The 19,653-nt window shown below is 65.3% G+C and carries 19 protein-coding genes; 11 read left to right on the top strand and 8 right to left on the bottom strand.

Annotated elements, in window-relative coordinates; genetic code table 11:
- Window positions 1-276: 276 nt before the first annotated feature.
- Window positions 277-408 carry a hypothetical protein gene (locus tag XH92_RS43685; RefSeq protein WP_256437492.1) on the top strand — a complete coding sequence of 44 codons (132 nt, stop codon included), beginning with the start codon at window positions 277-279 and terminating at the stop codon, window positions 406-408.
- A 131-nt stretch (window positions 409-539) separates the two neighbouring features.
- On the opposite strand, the gene XH92_RS32745 is transcribed toward XH92_RS43685, so the two are convergent.
- On the bottom strand, window positions 540-1,322 hold the full coding sequence (locus XH92_RS32745; RefSeq protein ID WP_194455825.1) for a MetQ/NlpA family ABC transporter substrate-binding protein: 783 nt from the start codon (window positions 1,320-1,322) through the stop codon (window positions 540-542).
- A 343-nt stretch (window positions 1,323-1,665) separates the two neighbouring features.
- Here XH92_RS32745 and XH92_RS32750 point away from each other — a divergent pair, with 343 nt between their 5' ends.
- Complete coding sequence (locus XH92_RS32750) at window positions 1,666-1,803, top strand: hypothetical protein (RefSeq protein ID WP_194455826.1); 138 nt, start codon at window positions 1,666-1,668, stop codon at window positions 1,801-1,803.
- 145 nt (window positions 1,804-1,948) lie between these two features.
- The gene (locus tag XH92_RS32755) at window positions 1,949-3,346 is read left to right on the top strand and encodes an FAD/NAD(P)-binding protein (protein ID WP_194455827.1); all 1,398 of its coding nucleotides are present in this window, start codon (window positions 1,949-1,951) and stop codon (window positions 3,344-3,346) included.
- 42 nt (window positions 3,347-3,388) lie between these two features.
- On the opposite strand, the gene XH92_RS32760 is transcribed toward XH92_RS32755, so the two are convergent.
- Both XH92_RS32760 and XH92_RS32765 read right to left on the bottom strand, forming a co-directional pair.
- A complete protein-coding gene (locus tag XH92_RS32760; RefSeq protein ID WP_194455828.1) occupies window positions 3,389-4,186 on the bottom strand; it encodes a MetQ/NlpA family ABC transporter substrate-binding protein in 798 nt (265 codons plus the stop codon).
- 32 nt (window positions 4,187-4,218) lie between these two features.
- A complete protein-coding gene (locus tag XH92_RS32765) occupies window positions 4,219-5,544 on the bottom strand; it encodes an O-acetylhomoserine aminocarboxypropyltransferase/cysteine synthase family protein (protein WP_194455829.1) in 1,326 nt (441 codons plus the stop codon).
- A gap of 392 nt (window positions 5,545-5,936) precedes the next feature.
- Between XH92_RS32765 and XH92_RS32770 the strand changes: the two genes are divergently transcribed.
- Window positions 5,937-7,340, top strand: a complete 1,404-nt coding sequence (locus tag XH92_RS32770) for an LLM class flavin-dependent oxidoreductase (RefSeq protein ID WP_194455830.1) — start codon at window positions 5,937-5,939, stop codon at window positions 7,338-7,340.
- A 12-nt stretch (window positions 7,341-7,352) separates the two neighbouring features.
- On the opposite strand, the gene XH92_RS32775 is transcribed toward XH92_RS32770, so the two are convergent.
- Genes XH92_RS32775 through XH92_RS32790 form a run of 4 tightly spaced genes read right to left on the bottom strand, consistent with a single transcriptional unit; the run spans window position 7,353 to window position 11,128 of the window.
- Window positions 7,353-8,018, bottom strand: coding sequence for a methionine ABC transporter permease (locus XH92_RS32775; protein ID WP_194455831.1), 666 nt, complete (start codon window positions 8,016-8,018; stop codon window positions 7,353-7,355).
- On the bottom strand, window positions 8,008-9,132 hold the full coding sequence (locus XH92_RS32780) for a methionine ABC transporter ATP-binding protein (RefSeq protein WP_194455832.1): 1,125 nt from the start codon (window positions 9,130-9,132) through the stop codon (window positions 8,008-8,010). Before XH92_RS32780 ends, XH92_RS32775 begins: the two co-directional genes overlap by 11 nt.
- A gap of 50 nt (window positions 9,133-9,182) precedes the next feature.
- Window positions 9,183-9,503: a ferredoxin family protein gene (locus tag XH92_RS32785; RefSeq protein ID WP_194455833.1), complete on the bottom strand. Its 321-nt coding sequence runs from the start codon at window positions 9,501-9,503 to the stop codon at window positions 9,183-9,185.
- Complete coding sequence (locus XH92_RS32790; RefSeq protein WP_194455834.1) at window positions 9,500-11,128, bottom strand: FAD-dependent oxidoreductase; 1,629 nt, start codon at window positions 11,126-11,128, stop codon at window positions 9,500-9,502. The genes XH92_RS32785 and XH92_RS32790 overlap by 4 nt, the downstream gene beginning before the upstream one ends.
- A 319-nt stretch (window positions 11,129-11,447) precedes the next feature.
- Here XH92_RS32790 and XH92_RS32795 point away from each other — a divergent pair, with 319 nt between their 5' ends.
- Window positions 11,448-12,788, top strand: coding sequence for an LLM class flavin-dependent oxidoreductase (locus XH92_RS32795; RefSeq protein ID WP_194455835.1), 1,341 nt, complete (start codon window positions 11,448-11,450; stop codon window positions 12,786-12,788).
- Between the two features lie 5 nt (window positions 12,789-12,793).
- Here XH92_RS32795 and XH92_RS32800 read toward each other — a convergent pair whose 3' ends face one another.
- On the bottom strand, window positions 12,794-13,882 hold the full coding sequence (locus XH92_RS32800; RefSeq protein WP_194455836.1) for an LLM class flavin-dependent oxidoreductase: 1,089 nt from the start codon (window positions 13,880-13,882) through the stop codon (window positions 12,794-12,796).
- A gap of 406 nt (window positions 13,883-14,288) precedes the next feature.
- Between XH92_RS32800 and XH92_RS32805 the strand changes: the two genes are divergently transcribed.
- From XH92_RS32805 to epsC, 6 genes are read left to right on the top strand one after another with little or no spacing between them, the layout of a single operon-like run.
- Window positions 14,289-15,059 carry an ABC transporter permease subunit gene (locus XH92_RS32805; protein WP_246788601.1) on the top strand — a complete coding sequence of 257 codons (771 nt, stop codon included), beginning with the start codon at window positions 14,289-14,291 and terminating at the stop codon, window positions 15,057-15,059.
- A complete protein-coding gene (locus tag XH92_RS32810) occupies window positions 15,056-15,781 on the top strand; it encodes an ABC transporter ATP-binding protein (protein WP_194455838.1) in 726 nt (241 codons plus the stop codon). The genes XH92_RS32805 and XH92_RS32810 overlap by 4 nt, the downstream gene beginning before the upstream one ends.
- Before the next feature lie 20 nt (window positions 15,782-15,801).
- A complete protein-coding gene (locus XH92_RS32815) occupies window positions 15,802-16,803 on the top strand; it encodes an NrtA/SsuA/CpmA family ABC transporter substrate-binding protein (RefSeq protein WP_194455839.1) in 1,002 nt (333 codons plus the stop codon).
- A gap of 37 nt (window positions 16,804-16,840) precedes the next feature.
- Complete coding sequence (locus XH92_RS32820; protein WP_194455840.1) at window positions 16,841-18,070, top strand: acyl-CoA dehydrogenase family protein; 1,230 nt, start codon at window positions 16,841-16,843, stop codon at window positions 18,068-18,070.
- Between the two features lie 42 nt (window positions 18,071-18,112).
- Window positions 18,113-18,685, top strand: coding sequence for a flavin reductase family protein (locus XH92_RS32825; RefSeq protein WP_194455841.1), 573 nt, complete (start codon window positions 18,113-18,115; stop codon window positions 18,683-18,685).
- Between the two features lie 14 nt (window positions 18,686-18,699).
- On the top strand, window positions 18,700-19,653 hold the full coding sequence (epsC, locus tag XH92_RS32830) for a serine O-acetyltransferase EpsC (protein WP_194455842.1): 954 nt from the start codon (window positions 18,700-18,702) through the stop codon (window positions 19,651-19,653).

Below are 19,653 nucleotides of genomic sequence, written 5' to 3' on the forward strand. Positions count from 1 at the left end.
ACAGTCTCGCAATCGCGTTGAATAGCGGCGGGTTCAAGATCAATTGCGGCATCGGGGGTGTCTTGCTCCGCGCCGCCGTCGTCATTGTAATCCAGCCTTCGTAATCCAGCCTTCGCATCGAGTCGCGCGATCCGGAGGCATCCGAGAATTCATCGGTCGGAAAAATCACCACAAGCCAGCTGCGGTTGCAGCCGACTATCCGATGACCGGCGCGAGCTTTCTAAACATGTCTGGCTGGCTGCTATACCGACACGACCGCAACGCGCGTGCCCGCCCGTGAAGAACTCGCTCGCCCGGTTCTTCGGTGGATCGGTCACCGGACTGCCGAGCTACGATCCTGCAACATCGAAGGCCAGCAATCCCGGTTATGATCCGAATGTCGTCGGGGTCATCCGCGACCATGGCTAGCAGGAGTTCGATGGCGCGTGGGCCAGCGACATCCCCATTCTTCATCTTGCCTCAAGCCGCGGCCGGCAGGCCTCGGAGCGCTGCCGCGGCCTACAGCGCCTCGGACACGCGGGTCGACGGCTGCTTGGGTGTCACCAGCCCGGCAACACAGCGCCCTTGAACTTGGTCAGAACGAATTCCTTGACCTCCGGCGAGTGATAGCTGTCGACCAGGATCTTGACCCAGGGCTTGTCCTTGTCGGCGGCGCGAACCGCAATCAGATTGACGTAGGGGCCTTTCGGGTCTTCGCGCAGGATCGGATCCTTGACCGGATCGAGCCCGGCCTGGGTCGCATAATTGGTGTTGATGGCTGCGGCGTCGACATCGTCGAGCGCGCGCGGCGCCTGCGCCGCATCGACCTCGACGAACTTCAGCTTCTTGGGATTCTCGGTGACATCGAGGACCGTCGGCTTGAAGCCGACGCCGTCCTTGAGCTTGATCACACCCTTGTCGCGCAGCAGAAGCAGGACCCGGCCGCCGTTCGTCGGGTCGTTCGGTATCGAGACCTTCGCGCCATCCGGAACATCGGTCCAGCTCTTGTGCTTCTTCGAATAGACCCCGATCGGGAAGTTGACCGTCAGGCCCACCGCTTCGATCTTGTAGCCGCGGTCCGCCTTCTGATTGTCGAGGTACGGCTGGTTCTGAAATGAGTTGGCCTGGATGTCACCGGCATCGAGCGCTGCATTCGGCACGACATAGTCGGAGAACTCGATCAGCTGAATGTCGAGCCCTCCCTTGGCCGCGATCGGCTTCACGGCTTCGAGGATTTGCGCATGCGGTCCCGGCGTCACGCCGATCTTGATCGTCTCGGCTGCGACGTGTGTCGACCAGGCGGCGAGCAAGGTTGCGAGGATCAGGACGGGACGAAATGACATTGTAATCTCCGTGGAATCGATGTTGCCGTTCATCGCCTGCGCGGCCGGCGAAATCAATGAAATGGAAATTCAAAATTGCCGCTGCTACGGAACATGGCTCCTTCGGTCACAATGATAAGAGAACGGAACCGGCGACGGACCTGCCTCGGCAGTCCACCACGGACGGAGATCGCGGGGAAGGACCTTTCCTTGCTGCGCTCGATGAGGAAATGACCCCGCTGCCGCCAGCCATCGAGACAGGTCGCCGATTGCAAAGTTGCGGTCGTGGCAGATATTCGCACGCGGCCGAAGAAAAGCCATGCTATCTTTAACGCGTGTCGCATGCGCAGGAGGTTTGAAGCGGATGGCTTCTTCCTGGTTTACCAAACTTGGCCGGATCACCCGGCGCCTGCAGCGTTGGCAACGAAGACTGGCGCGCGCCGCGACGTCTGACGGCCAGGACAACCTTCACGAGATATTCCTGTTCGGGCCGCACGGCTGATCGACGGCCGCTTCCTCGCTAGGTCGGTTCGAACGCCGCGCAGCGGAAACATGCGACGGCCTCATTGAGGCTGCGCTTCAACTTGCGTCCAGATGCCATCCCTGATGCCGCGCGTCGCGCGGCCAACTGATCGGTGGGCAACAGCATGGCGAGTTCCGGCGGCCGTCACGTCATCATCATCGGCGGAGGCGCCAGCGGCGTGTTGCTGGCTTATCAGGTACTGCAACAGCCGACGGGGACGCTTCGCGTCACGCTGGTGGAGCAGCGGCCGGAGATCGGCCGCGGCATTGCCTATCATACCGGAAATCCCGATCACCTGCTGAATGTGCGCGTCGCGAACATGAGCGCGCTGCCCGACCAGCCGGATCACTTCTGGCGTTGGCTGGCCTCGCGTGAGCTCGACGCTCCGCTCTGCCCCGATCCCTACTGCTTCGTGCCCCGGCGGATTTACGGCGACTACATCGCCAGCCTGCTCGAGCAGCGCACATCCGATCCGGCGGACGTGGAGCGGCTGTCGATCGTACGTGGTACGTGCGTCGACATCCACGAGCACCCGGCCGGTGTGTCGGTGATCCTGGGCGACGGCCAGTCGCTGCTCGGCGATGCCGTCGTTCTGGCAACCGGGCATGACATGCGGGCCAGCCGTTCGGGCTACGCCGATCCGTGGGCCCCGCCATCGGCCGCGCCGATTGATCCGGACGCCGCGGTCCTCCTCCTCGGCACGGGACTGACGATGGCGGACTACGTGCTGTCGCTGCTTCGCGACGGACACCGTGGACCGGTCATCGCGATGTCGCGGCGCGGCCTGCTGGCGAAGGCGCATCGTCGCGTCGACGCCCAGCGCATCGAAGCCGCTGACGTTCCATTCGGCACCGGCATCACCGAGTTGCTTCGCTGGCTTCGCGCCCGCATTGAGCGCAACGCGGCCGATGGCGGCGACTGGCGCAGCGTGATCGACGGCCTGCGGCCCTATACCCAGCGGCTGTGGCAGGAGCTGCCGCAAGCCTCCAAGCGCCGCTTTCTCGAGCACGCACGCGCCTGGTGGGACGTGCATCGGCATCGGATGGCGCCGGAAGTCGAAGCCCGCATCACGCAGGCGATCTACGCAGGGCAACTCACCCTGATGGCGGCCAAGGTGATCAGCGTCGCATCGGACGACGATGGGGCGCTGATCAACTATCGCAGGCGCGGCGATACGCGGATCCTCAACATGCGGGTCGGCGCCGTCGTCGATTGCACCGGCATTGTCAAGGATCCACGCGCGACGCCCAATCCGGCGGTGCGCAGGTTGTTCGAGCGCGGCCTCGCCCGCGTCGACCCGCTCTGCATCGGGATCGAGACGACCCCGGACTGCGCGATCGTTAACCGGGACGGCACGACCTCGCGGCGCCTGTTTGCGGTCGGCCCGCTCACGCGCGCCGCGTTCTGGGAGATCGTCGCCATTCCCGACATCCGCCACCAATGCGTCGCCCTCGCCGTCCTGCTCGCCGACACCGTTGGCGAGGAGCAGGTCGAGCGGCGCTATGAGCCCATCGGAGTCTAGAGCGCGGTGAGATCTGGATGAATCGTCACCGCGCCCTATCTCCTAACTGCTGAAGCCGGCCGGAATGAACGCCGGTATCTTCTGCTCGATGAACTGCTTGACCTCGGGCGAATTGAAGACCTGGATGAAGGCCTTCAGGCGCGGATCGTCCTTCTTGTCCGGCCGTGCCGTGAAGCGCAGCACCAGGCCGTCATCGACCGTGCGGTCGATCACCAGCGCCGACTTGGGGTCACCGCCCGCGGGTATCAGATAGGTGATGTTGACGAGCGCGAGGGTGACATCGTCGAGCGAGCGGTAGGTCTGCGCCGGATCGAGCTCGACGATCCTGAGGTTCTTCGGGTTGTCGATGATATCGAACCGGCTCACCGAAAAGCCCTTGCCGGGTGCCAGCTTGATCAGCCCGGCACGCTCGAGCAGGATCAGCCCGCGCGCGCCGTTCAGCGGCTCGTTCGGGATCGCGACGCTGTCTCCGGACTTGATCTCGTCAAGCGACTTGATCTTCCTGGAGAACAATCCGACCGGCGCGATCACGCCGACCTTGTCGACCTGAACGAGGTTGAAGCCGCGCTGCTTGTTCTGCAGTGCGAGGTAGGTCGCATGCTGGAACAGATTGGCATCGACGTCGCCGCTGTTGACCACCTCGTTCAACGCGACCCAGTCCGACAGCTCGACGATCTTGACGTCCTGCCCCTTGTCTTTGGCGAGTTTGGCCGCGAACGCCGCCAACTGTCCGACCGGCCCGGCGCTGGTCGCGATCTTCAATGGTTCGCCGGCCCAGGCAGAGCCGGCCAAAGCCACAGCCAGACCTACGGCCTGCGCCAGGCGAAAGAGAGTTTTCATTGTCATCCATCCGTTTCTTGTTGAAGCCTTGATCACGCCGCCTTGCGCGCACTGCCGCCAGCTTCCGCCTGCGCGAGCGCCTGGGTAAGATCGGCGAGGATGTCGTCGGGATGCTCGATCCCGACCGAAAGCCGGACGTAGCCGGGTGTGACGCCGGCTGCGAGCTGCTCGGCGGCCGAGAGCTGCTGGTGAGTGGTCGACGCCGGGTGGATCGCCAGCGATCGGGCGTCACCGATATTGGCGACGTGATAGAACAGCTTCAGCGCGTCGATGAAGCGGCGCCCCGCTTCGACGCCGCCTTGCAACTCGAAGCCGACCAGCGCGCCATAGCCGCCCTTCAGATAGGCGTCCGCACGGCGGCGGTTCTCGCCGCTCTGCAAGCCCGGGAAGATCACATGGGAGACGGCCGGATGCCCGGCCAGGAAATCCGCGACCTTGATCGCATTCTCATTGTGCTGGCGCAGCCGCAGCGGCAGCGTCTCGAGTCCCTGGATGAACTGGAAGGCGTTCTGCGGCGCGATCGCGGCGCCGAGATCGCGCAGCAGCTTCACCCGGGCGCGCAGGATGTAGGCGATCGGGCCGAGCGGCTTTGCGGCCTCGGTCCAGATCGCGCCGTGATAGGCGTCGTCCGGCCGGGTCAGCAGCGGAAACCGGTCCGCATGCGCCGCCCAGTCGAAATTGCCGCCGTCGATGATCGCGCCGCCGATCGAGGTGCCGTGGCCGCCGATATACTTCGTCGTGGAGTAGACCACGATCGCGGCGCCATGCTCGAACGGGCGCGCGATGATCGGCGTTGCCGTATTGTCGAGGATGAGCGGGACGCCCAGCGAACGGCCGATATCCGCGACCTCCCTGATCGGAAACACGTTGAGCTTGGGGTTCGGCAGGGTCTCGGCGAAATAGGCGCGGGTCCTGGCGTCGGTGGCGCGCCAGAAATTCTCCGGATCGGCCGGATCGACGAAGCGGACCTCGATGCCGAACTGCTTCAGCGTCTGCGACAGCAAGGTCCAGGTGCCCCCGTAGAGATCGGTCGAGGAGACGATATTGTCGCCGGCCTGTGCGATATTGAAGATCGCGAACGCCGAAGCGGTCTGGCCGGACGCGACGGCAAGCGCCCCGACTCCGCCCTCCAGCGCCGCCAGCCGCTCCTCGAATGCGTCAGCCGTCGGGTTCTTGATCCTGGTGTAGATCTGCCCGATCGCCTCCAGCGCGAACAGGCGCGAGGCATGATCGGTGTTCTCGAACTGAAATGACGTCGTCTGATAGATCGGAACGGCCACCGCCCCGGTTGCCGGATCCGACCGGTAGGAACCCCCATGCAAGGCTAGCGTCTCGACATTCTTGGTTTCGACCGGCATCTCGATGTCTCCTGCAGTCGGTGAATTCGGCGTTGCGGATCGGCAAATGATGCGCAGCCCGCATTGCGCTGTCGAGACGTCCGGGAAAATAGCGATGCACGTGCTGTCGCACCGAGACGAAACACCGCGAATGTTTCAGCAGACACGTCAATCGCAAACGGTTTGTTTTTGCCGGGATCGCGCACATGGCGAGAGCGCAGACGGCTGACGCCGACATCGGCAGCGTGCAGCTCCACAGTGGATCATCAGCAGGCAGCAGACGCGCCGATCAAAACATTTCCGCATTCGACTACCCTGCAGCAGGATTTTCACCACCGTGATCCGAATAGAAAATCAAGCACTGTCGACCCGATGATAGGCTGCTCGAGACCATTCAGTGTCGGGACAGATCGATGGCGAGACCGAGAGAACTTCGTTTCAACGCGTTCAACATGATGGCGCCGAGCCACAACTGGGCGGGCCTCTGGTCGCATCCGCGCGATACCTCGCTCAACTACAATTCGCTGGATTACTGGGTCGACCATGCGCGGACCGCCGAGCGCGGCCTGCTCGACGGCATCTTCCTCGCCGACGTCTTCGGCGTCTACGACGTCTATGGCAGCGGTCCGGATACGGCTCTGAGCCACGCCGTCCAGCTGCCCAACGCCGAGCCGACCTTGCTCGTCTCCGCCATGGCGCTGGTGACGAAGCATCTCGGCTTCGGCATCACCTCCAACCTAACCTTCGAGCATCCGTATCAGTTCGCCCGCCGGTTCTCGACGCTCGATCACCTCACCGGCGGGCGGATCGGCTGGAACATCGTCACCGGTTATCTCGACAGCGGCGCGCGCGGGATGGGCCTCGATGCGAACCGCGCGCATGACGACCGCTACGAGGCGGCCGAGGAGTTTCTCGCCGCGACCTATAAACTGTGGGAAGGCAGTTGGAAGGATGACGCGGTTCGACGCGACCGATCATCTCGCATTTTCACCGACCCTGCCAAAATCCATCGCATCCGGCACGAGGGCCGCCATTACAAGGTGGACGGCATCCATCTCGCCGAGCCCTCTCCACAACGCACGCCGCTGCTTTACCAGGCCGGAACCTCGAAGCGCGGCCGCGCCTTCGCCGCAAGACATGCGGAGGCGATCTTCCTCAACGGCCAGACCAGGCCGATCCTCGCCCGTACCGTTCGCGACATCCGCGATGCTGCCAAGGAGTTCGGTCGCGATCCCTACGATATTCGCCTGTTTGCCGGCGCGACGGTGATCGTGGCGCCGACCCGCGCGGAAGCCAACGACTTGCTGACTGAATATGCCGCACACGTTGATCAGGCCGGCCAACTCGCCCTGCTCTCCGGCTGGACCGGCATCGATTTCTCGACCTATCGACCGGATCAGGCGGTGCAATATGTCGAGAGCAACGCGATCCAGTCGATGGTCGAGAATTTCACGTTGCGCAGCGATCGCCCCGTCCGCGTCGGCGATCTTGCAACGCTCAGCCGCGTCGGTGCGCGCTCGCCCTTCGTGGTCGGCTCGCCCCAGGATGTCGCGGACGAGCTGATTGCCTGGGCGGATGAAACCGACGTCGATGGCTTCAACCTGTTCCGCCTCGTCGCGCCGGAATCGCTGAACGCTTTCGTCGATCTCGTGGTGCCTGAACTGCAATCACGCGGTGTCTACAAGACGGCCTATGCCGAAGGCACGCTGCGGGAGAAGCTGTTTCCGGGACGCGGGGCCCGCCTGCATGTCACGCATCCCGGCGCCGGCTACCGCCACGCGGCCTCCGCTGCGGTTCGTCCCGACGCCGCTGAGTAACGAAGCCCCGTTTCAGCGGTGACGCAGGCGGCGATTGACGCGGCGGGCGAGATAATCGCCCGCGGTCTGGACCGTCTGCACCAGCGCGATCAGCACGACAACGACAGCCAGCATCATCTCCGGCATGAAGCGCTGGTAGCCGTAACGGATGCCGAGATCGCCGAGGCCTCCGCCGCCGACGGCGCCGACCATCGCGGAATAACCGAGCAAGCTGACGATCGCGAGCGTCAAGGCGAGCAGCAGTCCGGGCAAGGCTTCCGGGATCAGCACCTTGAAGACGATCTGCAGCGGGCTGGCGCCGAATGAGGACGCGGTCTCGATCAATCCGGCGTCGACTTCGCGTATCGCCGCCTCCACCAGGCGGGCGATGAAGGGCGTTGCCGCGATGGTCAGCGGCACGATCGCAGCGCCCGAGCCGATCGAGGTGCCGGCAATCAGTCGCGTGAACGGGATGATGGCCACGACCAGGATGATGAACGGCGTCGAGCGGGCCGCATTGACGATCACGGCGAGCACGCCATTGACGGCGGGCGCCGCGAACAGCTCACCCTTGCGGCTGGTTGCCAGGAACACGCCGAGCGGAAGCCCGAACAGGGTCGCGACCAGGGCGGCGACCGACACCATGAACAGGCTTTCGCCGGTGGCCTGGATGATCAGATTGATGAGCTCACGCGACATAGCCGAGGCGCTCCACGCGGAATGTGTTGTGTGAAAGATAGGCGGCGGCCTGCTTGGCCGCGGCTTCGCCGCCGGGAATTCCTATCGTCAGCGAGCCGACATGCTGGCCGCCGATCTCGTCGATGCGGGCCGACAGCAGCGCCACATCGATCCCGAGCTCGCGCGCGAGCCGCGCCAGGATCGTGTCGCCGGCGCCGGCACCGCGCACCTGTATGCGGATGACGGCCTGCCCGCCCGCAACGGGCTGTCGCAGCAGGCGGCTGGTCAGCGACACCGGGAGGCTGTCGCCGACGGCCTCCGACAGGAAGGCCTGCGTGACCGGATGCCTCGGATGCGTGAAGATGTCGGCAACATGGCCGCGTTCGACGATCTGGCCGCCGTCGACCACCACGATTTCCCTGGCGAGCTGGCGGACCACCGACATCTCGTGGGTGATCAACACGATCGTGACGCCGAGCTCGCGATTGATGCTTGCCAACAGATCCAGGATCGCCCGCATGGTCTGCGGATCGAGCGCCGAGGTCGCCTCGTCGGACAACAGGACGTTCGGACGGGTCGCGAGCGCGCGGGCGATGCCGATGCGCTGCTTCTGGCCGCCGGACAGCTCGGACGGATACCGATCGAACTTGTCGGCGATGCCGACCAGCTCGAGCAACTCCGCCACCCGGACCGCAATGTCGGCCTTCGACCAGCCGGCGATCTCCAGCGGCAGCGCGATGTTATCAGCGGCGGTGCGCGACGACAGCAGGTTGAAATGCTGGAAGATCATGCCGATCGAGCGCTGTGCCAGGCGCAGCTCCCGGCCGGCGAGCGCGGAGATGTCGCGGCCATCGACGACGACACGTCCCGTCGACGGCTTCTCCAGGCCGTTGATGAGCCGCACCAGGCTCGATTTGCCGGCGCCGGAGCGGCCGATCACACCGGTGATCGAGCCACGCGGGATCGCGAAATCGATATCCTGCAGCGCGCGTACGCTCGGCTTGTCACGGTAGGCGGGATAGATCTTCGAGACCGTCTCGAACCGCACCATGGCGTCGCTCGCGGCGGGCTGCGGCACCGGCGACGGATGCGGTTCGACGGGCCGCGCCGTCGTCAGGGATTGATGCACGTTCATCCAGTTGGTCCAATTGGCAATGCTTCGGTCGGTCCGGGATCGCCCGGAACTCAATGACCAAAGAGCAGGTAGCTGCGGTCGACGGCGCGGCGGTCCCGCGTGTCGTCGGTCCAGCCGACGGCGCGGCGGTAGCTCCCCATCGCATTGGTCTGCTTGAGGGCGATCACGTCGATCGCCTGCGCGTCGTCCGCGAACGGAGAGACATAGAGCGCATCCTCGGGACAGTAAAGCTCGCAAAGGAAGCAGGTCTGGCAATCGCTCTGCCGGGCGATGACCGGAATTCCGTCCGTCTTGTCGAAAACGTTGGTCGGGCACACATTCACGCAGATGTCGCAGGACGTGCAGCGCTCGGCGTCGATGACCTCGATCATTCCGCGGCCTCCGCAAACGACGCCTCGGCATGCGGCCGGATATCGGTCCAGACCTCGTCAAGGCCGCCGGTCGTCACGTAGTGGCGCTGCCGCTCGTCCTGATCGGGGAAATCGTCGCGGCGATGCATGCCGCGGCTTTCCTGGCGGTCAAGCGCGCTGCGATACATCCACCGCGCGGTCGCGAGCATCGCCGCGCTTTCGCGGGCGCGCAGGATATCGGCCTTGCCGGCGGCGTCTGCATCGGACGCGTCGCGCCAGGCTGCGTCGAGACGCGCCAGCGACCCTTGCAGCCGTGTCGCTTCACGGAAGTAGTTCAGCTCGTATGGAAATACTTCGGCCTGGACGTCCTTCGCCAGCGCGGCCGGCTCGAATGCACGTTGGGAGCGGCTGCGGAAAGCGATGGTTCCGGCGGATGACAATTGTCGCCGGGCCGGCGCGGCAAGCTGGCTGGCATAGGTTGCGGCACCCTGCCCGGCCCAGGTCCCCGACGAGATCGCCCAGGCCGCATTGTGGCTCCCGCCACCGGTGAAGCCGCCACAGATCAATTCGCGCGTGGCCGCATCGCCGGCGGCATAGAGGCCCGCGACGCTGGTCGCACAGCTGTCGTCGACGATGCGCAGGCCGCCGGTGCCACGCACCGTGCCCTCCAGGCGCAAGGTGATCGGAAAGCGATCCGTGAACGGGTCGATCCCGGTCCGGTCGAACGGCAGGAAGAAGTTCGGCTGCGACGCGCGCATGTGACGCTGCACGTCATCGTCGGCCTTGTCGAGCCGCGCATAGACCGGGCCCCGCAGCAGCGCGCGGGCGATCGCCGACCGGCCGCCCTTCGACGCCGCGCCCGGGACGACGCTGCCGTCCTCGTGGCTGAAGGTCGCCCAACCGAAGAACAGCGTCTTGGTCACCGAGCCGAAGGCCGCGGATATCGCGTAAGGGTTGGAAAACTCCATGCTGCTGAAATCGGCACCGGCCTCGGCGGCCATCAGATACCCGTCGCCGGTCAGCACGTTCGAGCCCAGCGTCTTGCTCAGGAACGCGCATCCGCCGGTCGCGATCACCACGGCCTTGGCGCGCACGATCCAGCGGTCATGCTTTTGCCGGCGCACGCCGCTGGCGCCGGCGACCGCACCGTCGCCATCCACCAGCAGCTCCAGGGCCGGGCTGTGATCGAGGATGGTGACGCCCGCCTGCTTGGTGCGCTTGCGCATCAGCCGCATGTATTCCGGTCCTTGCAGCGAATTGCGCTGCGACCTGCCGCGATCGTCGACGGGATAGGGATAGCCCCAATCCGCGAGCCGGTTGCTCTGCTGATAGGTCCGGTCGAGGACGCGCGCCATCCAGCGGCGATCCTGCAAATGGCCGCCCAGCTTCTCGCGGTTGGCCATCGCGGCCTCGCGCTGTGCCGGATCCGGATCGACGTACCAGACGCCGGTGCCGGCCGCGGCCGTCGCGCCCGACGTGCCGCAGAATCCCTTGTCGGCCAACACCACGCGCGCCCCGCGTTCCGCCGCGCTGACCGCAGCCCAGGTGCCTGCCGGCCCGCCGCCGAGCACCAGCACGTCGGCATCGAACTCGACGGATCCGGTCGGCGCGAATACGCGCTCCGCGCGATGGGCTTTGCTCGTCATGGGTTCGCGCCTCCGGCCGAAATCGAATGCGACCGCAGATCGCGCCGCAGCGGTATCGTTGCGCGACCGGTTAGCGCTGGCAATTTCAGATATTTGCGCAGAATTGGACGAAGCTTTCATCGTCATAACCGGACGAAGAAGATTCCTGTTGCGGCATGGCGGATGTTTCGTTCCCGCCGGACGGCACGGTATGGATCGCGCGCGCAGTGCTTCCGTGAAGGCGGATATTTCTTTTTGCACGCGAATGCCCGCGGCGCGTTTTCTTGCAGGCATCGCGGCGATATGTCGTTGGTCCATCCACTCAGCGCACACGGCCGCCATGTCGCAACGTCAGCTTCATCTCAACGTCAATCTGCTGCACTCGGGCGTCTATGCGTCGGCCTGGCGGCTGCCGGAAAGCGATCCGCGCGCCTGCTTTGACGTCGGGCACTACGTTCGGGTGGCGAAGATCGCCGAGCGCGGCAAGCTTGATGCGATCTTCCTGGCCGATACGCCGGCGATCACGGACCGGATCGACTATCGCTCATTCATGTCGATGGAGCCGACCATCGTGCTGGCGACCGTCGCCGCCGCGACCAGCCATATCGGGTTGATCGCAACGGCGTCGACGACCTACAACGAGCCCTACAACATCGCGCGCCGCTTCGCGACGCTGGATTTGGCGAGCGGCGGCCGGGCCGGCTGGAATGCCGTCACCACGGCGGACGCCGCCGCCAGCCGCAATTTCGGCCTATCCAGCGTGCTCGAGCACAAGGCGCGCTACGAGCGCGCCAAGGAATTCGCCGAGGTCGTGCACGCATTGTGGGACAGCTGGGAAGACAACGCCTTCATCGGCGACAAGGCGACCGCACGATTCGTCGACACCTCGAAAGTGCATCCGATCGCGCATCGCGGTTCGCATTACACGGTCGCCGGACCGCTCAATGTTCCGCGTTCGCCGCAAGGGCGTCCCGTGACCGTGCAGGCCGGCGGATCAAGCGATGGCCGCGATCTCGCAGCCGCGCAGGCCGAGGCGGTGTTCACGCTTGCGCAGAACATCGATGAGGGTGTCGCCTACGCGCGCGATCTGCGTGCTCGCGCCACGGCCTACCGCCGCGCTGGCGACTCCATCGTCATCCTGCCGGGGCTTGCAACCGTGATCGGAAGCACTGAGGCCGAAGCCAGGCGGCGGCAGGATGATCTCTGGGAGCTGGTCCCAATCGAATACAGCCTCGCTCGCCTTGCCAGCACGCTGCAAGTCGACCCGGAGATCCTCGCACTCGACGCGCCCCTGCCCGATCCGTTGCCGCTGCCGGCCAATGCGAACCACACCATGTTCCAGGGCACGGTGAATCTCGCCCGCCGCGGCAATCTCACGGTCCGTCAGCTGCTGCGTGCGCTTGGCGGCGGCGTCGGGCACCGGATCATCGTCGGCACGCCCGAGCAGATCGCTGACGACATCGAGGCCTGGTTCAGAGCCGGCGCAGCCGACGGATTCAACCTGATGCCGGACGTCTTGCCGACGGGGCTCGAGGTCTTCGTCGACACGGTGGTGCCGATCCTGCAGCGCCGCGGCCTGTTCCGCAGCGACTATGCCGGGACCACGCTGCGCGATCATCTCGGCCTGCCGCGACCGGCCAGCCGCTTTGCGCGGCAGGCGACGGCCGCAGCGGGCGCCTGATCTCGTCAGCGCCCGCTAGCCGACAATGGCGGCTTTTCGCCGACCGCAGACGCGGCGCGCGCGCGCGGGATGACCTCTCTGGCGAAACGCTCCATCTCTGCCTCGAACGGCTGGAACTGCAGCATGAACAGTTCGATGCCCGCGGCATGGAACGCCTTGATCCGGTCCGCCACCGCGTCGTAGCTGCCGACGAGGCCGGCCGCGGTACCGCCATTGCTGCCGACCCGCGCCGATTTCTGCATCGTCTGCATCATCACAACCTTCGGATCGGTGTTCTGTTTCTGGATCGCCTTGATCGGCGCGTCCTTCCTTGACAGCTCAAGCAACCGCTCATAGGCGGCCTCGGCTTCAGCCTGTGTCTCGCGCGCGATCACGAAGGCCGACAGACCAAAGCGAAGCGGTGCCGACGCCCGCGGCCGGGCCGCGACATCGGCAATCAGGCCGGCGACATCCTCCAGCGGCTGCCCATTGATGAACCAGACGTCGCCGTGATCCGCGACCAATGCGCGCGCAGGTTCGGATTCGCCGCCGACATAGATCAGCGGCCGGTCGCGATAGAGGCTGGTCGGCCGCAGCAGATAGTCGCGCACGTCGAAATGCTCGCCCTTGTAGGTCAACCGCTCGCCCTGCATCAGCCGCGACACCACCGTGATCCATTCACGGCCATAAGCATAGCGGGCGTCATGCTCGGCGAAACCGATCCCCGCCCTGTCGAGCTCGGGCCGGTTCCAGGCGTTGACGAGGTTGATGGCAAAGCGGCCGCGGCTGATGTTCTCGATTCCGAGCGCCAGCTTGGCGAGCACGACCGGATGATAGAGATAGGGCTTGATGGCGGCGATGATCTCGATCTTGCCGGTCAGCGCCGCAATCGCAGCCGCCGCGCTCCAGGCCTCGAGCTGGTCGAGGTCTTCCTGATGCGGGTTGATCGTGTGCTGCGCGATCAGCGTCGAGTCGTAGCCGAGCGCTTCGGCCGCAAGCACGAGATCGCGGTTGCGTTCCCATGACGCATCATAAGGCTCTTCCGGATCCTGATAGGCGGCGCGCGAGCCGTGCACCAACGCCCAGATGCCGAAGCGGAGCGGTCGTGTCGTCATTGCGATCTCCAACATTCTCTACGTCACGTGTGAGCTGTTTCACGCCAAGTGCGGCGCGATAGCAAGCAACGGCGCATCAAAAGATTTTCCTTGTCGCGCCGCGCACGCGGATAAACCAGAAAACTCCGGAACCAACGACAATTGGAAAACCGCTCTATTTCTGTTGGCTGAAAATCGTGGGAGAGTTTGTAGCGTCTGAACGACGCTTACATTCACGAGAGCGGCGCGATGCCGATCGCGTGATCGTTGACCTGTGCCATGCGTGATCAACGACGATCACCCATGTCGATGAACGAGGACGGACTTAACCTTGAGCAACCTCGAACAGGCCGCTGCATCGGTCGCATTTGATACTTCGCCGAATGACGACCGCACGGCCGCGCCCTCCCGAACCAGGCAGTTCGAGATCGGCCGACGCGGCCTGCAACTGCTGTCGTGGCTTGCGCCCGCGGTGATCGTCATCGTCTGGGAGTTGCTGTCGCAGGCCGGCTGGTTGTCGCCGCAAGTCTTGCCGGCGCCGAGCAAGGTCGTCAGGACCGCATTCAAGCTGATCAGCTCCGGAAGCCTGCTGAACGATCTCAGCGTCAGCCTGTTGCGCGCGGCGATCGGCTTTGCGATCGGCGGCAGCATCGGCTTCCTGCTCAGCATCCTTGTCGGCTTCTCGCGGATCGCCGAGGCAATGATCGATCGCAGCGTCCAGATGATCCGCGCTATCCCCTTCCTCGCGGGGGTGCCGCTCGTCATCGTCTGGCTGGGCGTCGGCGAGGCCGAGAAGATCTTCCTGGTCGCGCTCGGCGTCACCTTTCCGATCTACGTCAACACCACGCTCGGAATCCGGCAGGTCGATCCGAAGCTGCTCGAGCTCGGCTGCGTCCAGGGCCTCGGCACGCTGGAGCTGATCCGGCGCATCGTCCTGCCGGGGGCGCTGCCGTCGATTCTGACCGGCGTGCGCTATGCGCTGGCCACCGCGTGGCTGGCGCTGGTGGTTGCCGAGACTATCGGCGCGCAATCCGGCATCGGCTTCCTGGCGATGGATGCGCGGGAATTCCTGCGCACTGACGTGATCGTGCTGACGATCGTCATCTATGCCCTGATCGGCGTCGCCGCCGACGGCATCGCGCGTTTCCTGGAGCGACGGCTGCTGGCCTGGCATCCGAACTATGGAGGCGCGCGATGACCTTGCACGTCGTGCCGTCTTCGACCGCGACGTCACCTGCCGTGGTGGTGACCAACCTGCGCCGCGCCTACGGCGAACGCGTCGTGATCGAGAGCCTCAATCTGCGCATCGAGCGCGGCGAGTTCGTCGCACTGCTTGGCGAGAGCGGCTGCGGCAAGACCACGCTGCTTCGGGCGCTGGCCGGCCTCGACCCGATCGACGGCGGGCGCATCGCGGCGCCGCGCCGCCCCGCGGTCGTGTTCCAGGAGCATCGGCTGCTGCCGTGGGACAGCCTGTGGCGCAACGTCTCGCTCGGCCTCAAAGCCGACGATCCACGCGGTCGCGCCGCGACGGCGCTGGCTGAAGTCGGCCTCGGCGACCGGCTCGACGACTGGCCGCGCAATCTCTCCGGTGGACAGGCGCAACGCGTCGCCCTGGCACGCGCGCTGGTGCAGGAGCCGGAACTGTTGTTGCTTGACGAACCCTTTGCCGCACTCGATGCGCTGACCCGGATCCGCATGCACGAGCTGGTGCGCGACCTGGTGGCAACGCATCGGCCCGGCGTGCTCCTGGTCACTCATGATGTCGACGAGGCGATCGCGCTGGCCGACCGCATCCTGGTGATGCGCGAAGGCCGGATCGCCTTCCAGCATCGCACGAACGGTCGCGGCAGCGCATCGATTGCCCGCACCGAGCTACTGGCAGAGCTCGGCGTCGGTGCCGTTCACCCTATCCCCGCTTGAATCTTCTGAAGGACCGCTTCATGCCTCGCCCCATCGCAAAACCTTCCCGCCGTGGCTTCCTCGGCGGCGCCGCGTTCGGCATCGGTGCCCTCGCCGGCTTCAACCTTCCGGAGACAGCGCAATCGGCCACCGGACGGGTCACCGATACCGTTCGTCTCACCTGGGGCCTCAGCGGCCTCAACCTGATCGCCAGGGAGCGCGGAGAGTTCGAGAAGCATCTCGCCAAGGACGGCATCAAGGTGGAATGGCTCGGTCCGTTTCCGAACCATGCCCCAACGCTGCAGGCCGTGACCGGCGGCAGCGCGGATTTCAGCTTCGGCGGCAGCACGACGCCGGCATTGGCCGCGATCATCGCCGGCTCGCCGCTCGTCTTCACGCAGTTCGTGGTCTACGAGCCCCGCACCACCGCGATCATCGCGCGGGATGATTCCGGCATCAACAAGGTCGAGGATCTCGTTGGCAAGTCGGTTGCGGTGAACCGCTCCGGCCTCGGCGAGTTCCTGCTGGTGGCCGCGCTTGAGAAGCACAAAATCGATCGCTCCGCGGTGAAGTTCGTCTACCTCAACCCGCCTGACGCAGCACCGGCCCTCGCCTCCGGCAAGGTCGATGCGTGGTCGATGTGGAGCCCCGGCGTCGACATCGCCCGGCTCGACTACAAGGCGCACGACATCTTCCTCGAGGGACGCGACCTGGATTTCCAGATCGACTACACGTCGTACCTGACCACAAGGAAGTTCGCGACGGAGAACCCCGGGCTGGTGCGCGCCGTCAACGACGCCTTCCGCGCCGAGGGAAAATGGATTTCCGAGAACAGCAAGGACGCCGAGTACATCGCGCAGAAGGCCGGCAAGTACAGCGACCAGGTGCGCGACCAGTTCGTCGCGCTTGACCGGAAGTACCGCTACTTCCCGGTCAATGACGAGAAATTCCTGTCCGAGCTGCAAAAGGCCGCCGACTGGCTGGTCGCGCGCAAGGTGCTGCCCGAGCCGGTCAAGGTCACCGATCACCTCGCGCAACTCTGAACCAGATTTTTCGACCAACGCCATCCGGGGTCATTCAATGAACAAGCCTGTATCTGCCACCTCGCTGCAGCCGTCCGATCGCCTCAGCACCCATGCACCCGACATCGACGCGCTCCTCAGCCGCATCGCAGAGGGCGCCAGCGATCGTGAGCGCGAGCGCGTCCTGCCCTTCCCCGAGATCGATCTCATCCGCAATGCCCGCCTTGGTGCCCTGCGGCTTCCCACCGATGCCGGCGGTGCGGGTGCATCGATCCGCAGCCTTTTCGAGATCGTCATTCGGCTGGGAGAAGCCGACGCCAACGTCGCGCACATCCTGCGCAACCATTTCAGCGTGGTCGAGCGCCTGGTACGCCGGCCGAACGACGATCAGCACCGGCAGTGGCAGAAGGCGGTCGCCGACGGCGCGATCGTCGGGCTTGCGGCGACCGAGCTCGATACGCCCAAGGTCGGCAACGTGACGCCGAATACCACGCTGACCGCCGACGGCGACGACTATGTGCTGAACGGCACGAAATATTACAGCACGGGCACGCTCTATTCCGACTACGTCCTGGTACGCACGGCCGATACGTCCGGCGCCAACGCTGCGGTCCTGATCCCGATCAAGCGCGAGGGCATCGATCTGATCGACGATTGGGACGGGCTGGGGCAACGGCTGACCGCGACCGGCACCAGTCATTTTCGCAACGTCCGCGTCAAGCGCCAGGAGGTGGTGTTCGATGCCCCGGATGCCGGCTACGGCATCGCCTACGCCAACACATTCGCGCAATTGTTCCTGACCGCGATCAACGCCGGCATCTCACGCGCAATCCTGCGCGACGCCGCCGCCCTGGTGCGATCCCGCAAGCGGACGTTCTACTACGCCCCGAGCGAAACACCGGTCGACGACCCGCTGCTGCAACAAACCATCGGCCAGATCGCAAGCGGCGCGTTTGCCGCCGAAACCGTCGTGCTGGCGGCGGCCGAAGCGCTCGATGTTGCGACCGATGCGTTTGACGCCGGCGACGCCAGCGCGGCCGAGGCTGCGCACCGTGCTGCGCTGCTTTCGGCGAAGGCCAAGATCGTCGCGGACGAATTCGCGATCCGCGGCGGCAGCCTGCTGTTCGACGTCGGCGGCGCCTCCGCCACCAAGAAGTCGACCAATTTCGATCGGCACTGGCGCAACGCACGGACACTCGCCTCGCACAATCCAAATACCTTCAAGGCCCGCTCGATCGGCCAATACGAGATCAGCGGAACGCCACTGCCAGCCAAGGGCTTCTTCTGACCGAAGGTCCGATCCGGCGAGGCAAGGAGAGGGAGAGACCCGATGAGCAAGCCGGACATCCACCTCGTCGATGCCGCGAACGAGATCGAACGCCAGTTTCGGCTGGTCATGCGCCGCCTCGCCGGCGGCGTCTGCATCATCACGGCCGGACAGGGCGAAGACATCACCGGCATGACGGTCACCTCCTTGACCTCGCTCAGCGCGGCGCCGCCCCGGCTGCTGGTCAGCATCAACCGCCAGGCCTCGTCCTTTGCGCCGATCGCCCGTCACCGGCTGTTCGGCGTCAACATCCTGGGCTCCGACCAGCAGGCGCTGGCGGAGCGCTTCAGCAATGGCCGCCTGAAAGGCCGCGAGCGCTTCGACGGCATCGCCTGGTCTCACGGTCCATCCGGCGTGCCGCTGCTCGAACGCTCGCTGGCGATGGTCGAATGCCAGGTCGAGGAGATCATCGAGCGGCATTCGCACGGCATCATCGTCGGCCGCCTTTCCAGCATGGAGCTCTCACACCGGCTGTCCGGCCTCACCTACTGGAACGGACAGTATGTCCAGATCGATCACGAGGCCGACCTCGATCTTCTGGCCGAAGTCAGCATTCCCCTTGCACACGTCCGATAGACCCGGAGCAGCCAATGAAGCGCGAAACGCCGCCGCAATCGCCGCCCTCATCGGTGGGGCCGGCAGGAAGTCCGCCCGGCCGCTGGCAACTCGACCGCATCGTCGCCGAGCTGCGCGTTTCCCGCGAGGAGACCCACAGCATCCGGCAGGACGGCGAAGCGCGGCGCGCCCCCTCGCGCGATGCGCTCGAGGCGATTCTCGACGGCCTCACCGAGGCGCTGTTTCCACGGCATTACGGGCAGTCGGACCTCGACGGCGAGAACATCGACTATTTCGTCGGCAACAAGCTGAGCATGGCACTGGACTCGCTCAGCGCCCAGATCCACCGCGGCGCGCTGTTCGTCGGCGACGAGCTCGAACCGGGCTTCGTGGCCGAAGAGGCGGTCGAGCTGACACGCGCATTCGCATCGCAATTGCCGCAGGTCCGGGGGCTGCTGATCAACGATCTGCGCGCGGCCTTCGTCGGCGATCCGGCCGCCCGGAACTTCCCGGAGATCCTGATCGGCTATCCCGGGATGACCGCGGTCATCCACCATCGCCTCGCGCATCTGCTGTACCGGCTCGGCGCGCGGTTGATCGCCCGCCTGATGTCGGAGATCGCCCATGCGCGAACCGGCATCGATATCCATCCGGGCGCCAGCATCGGCTCCGGCTTCTTCATCGATCACGGCACCGGCGTCGTGATCGGGGAAACCGCCATCATCGGCAACAATGTCCGCATCTATCAGGCCGTGACGCTCGGCGCGCGGCACTTTCCCACCGACGACGAAGGCAGCCTGATCAAGGGCGATGCGCGCCATCCGATCGTCGAGGACGATGTCGTGATCTACGCCGGCGCGACCATTCTCGGCCGCATCACGATCGGCCGCGGGTCGACCATCGGCGGCAATGTCTGGCTCACCCGCGACGTGGCACCGAACAGTGTCATCACCCAGGCCACCGCCCGGAACAGTCCGGGCGGTACCTGA

The organism is Bradyrhizobium sp. CCBAU 53421, assembly GCF_015291625.1.
Lineage (GTDB): Bacteria > Pseudomonadota > Alphaproteobacteria > Rhizobiales > Xanthobacteraceae > Bradyrhizobium.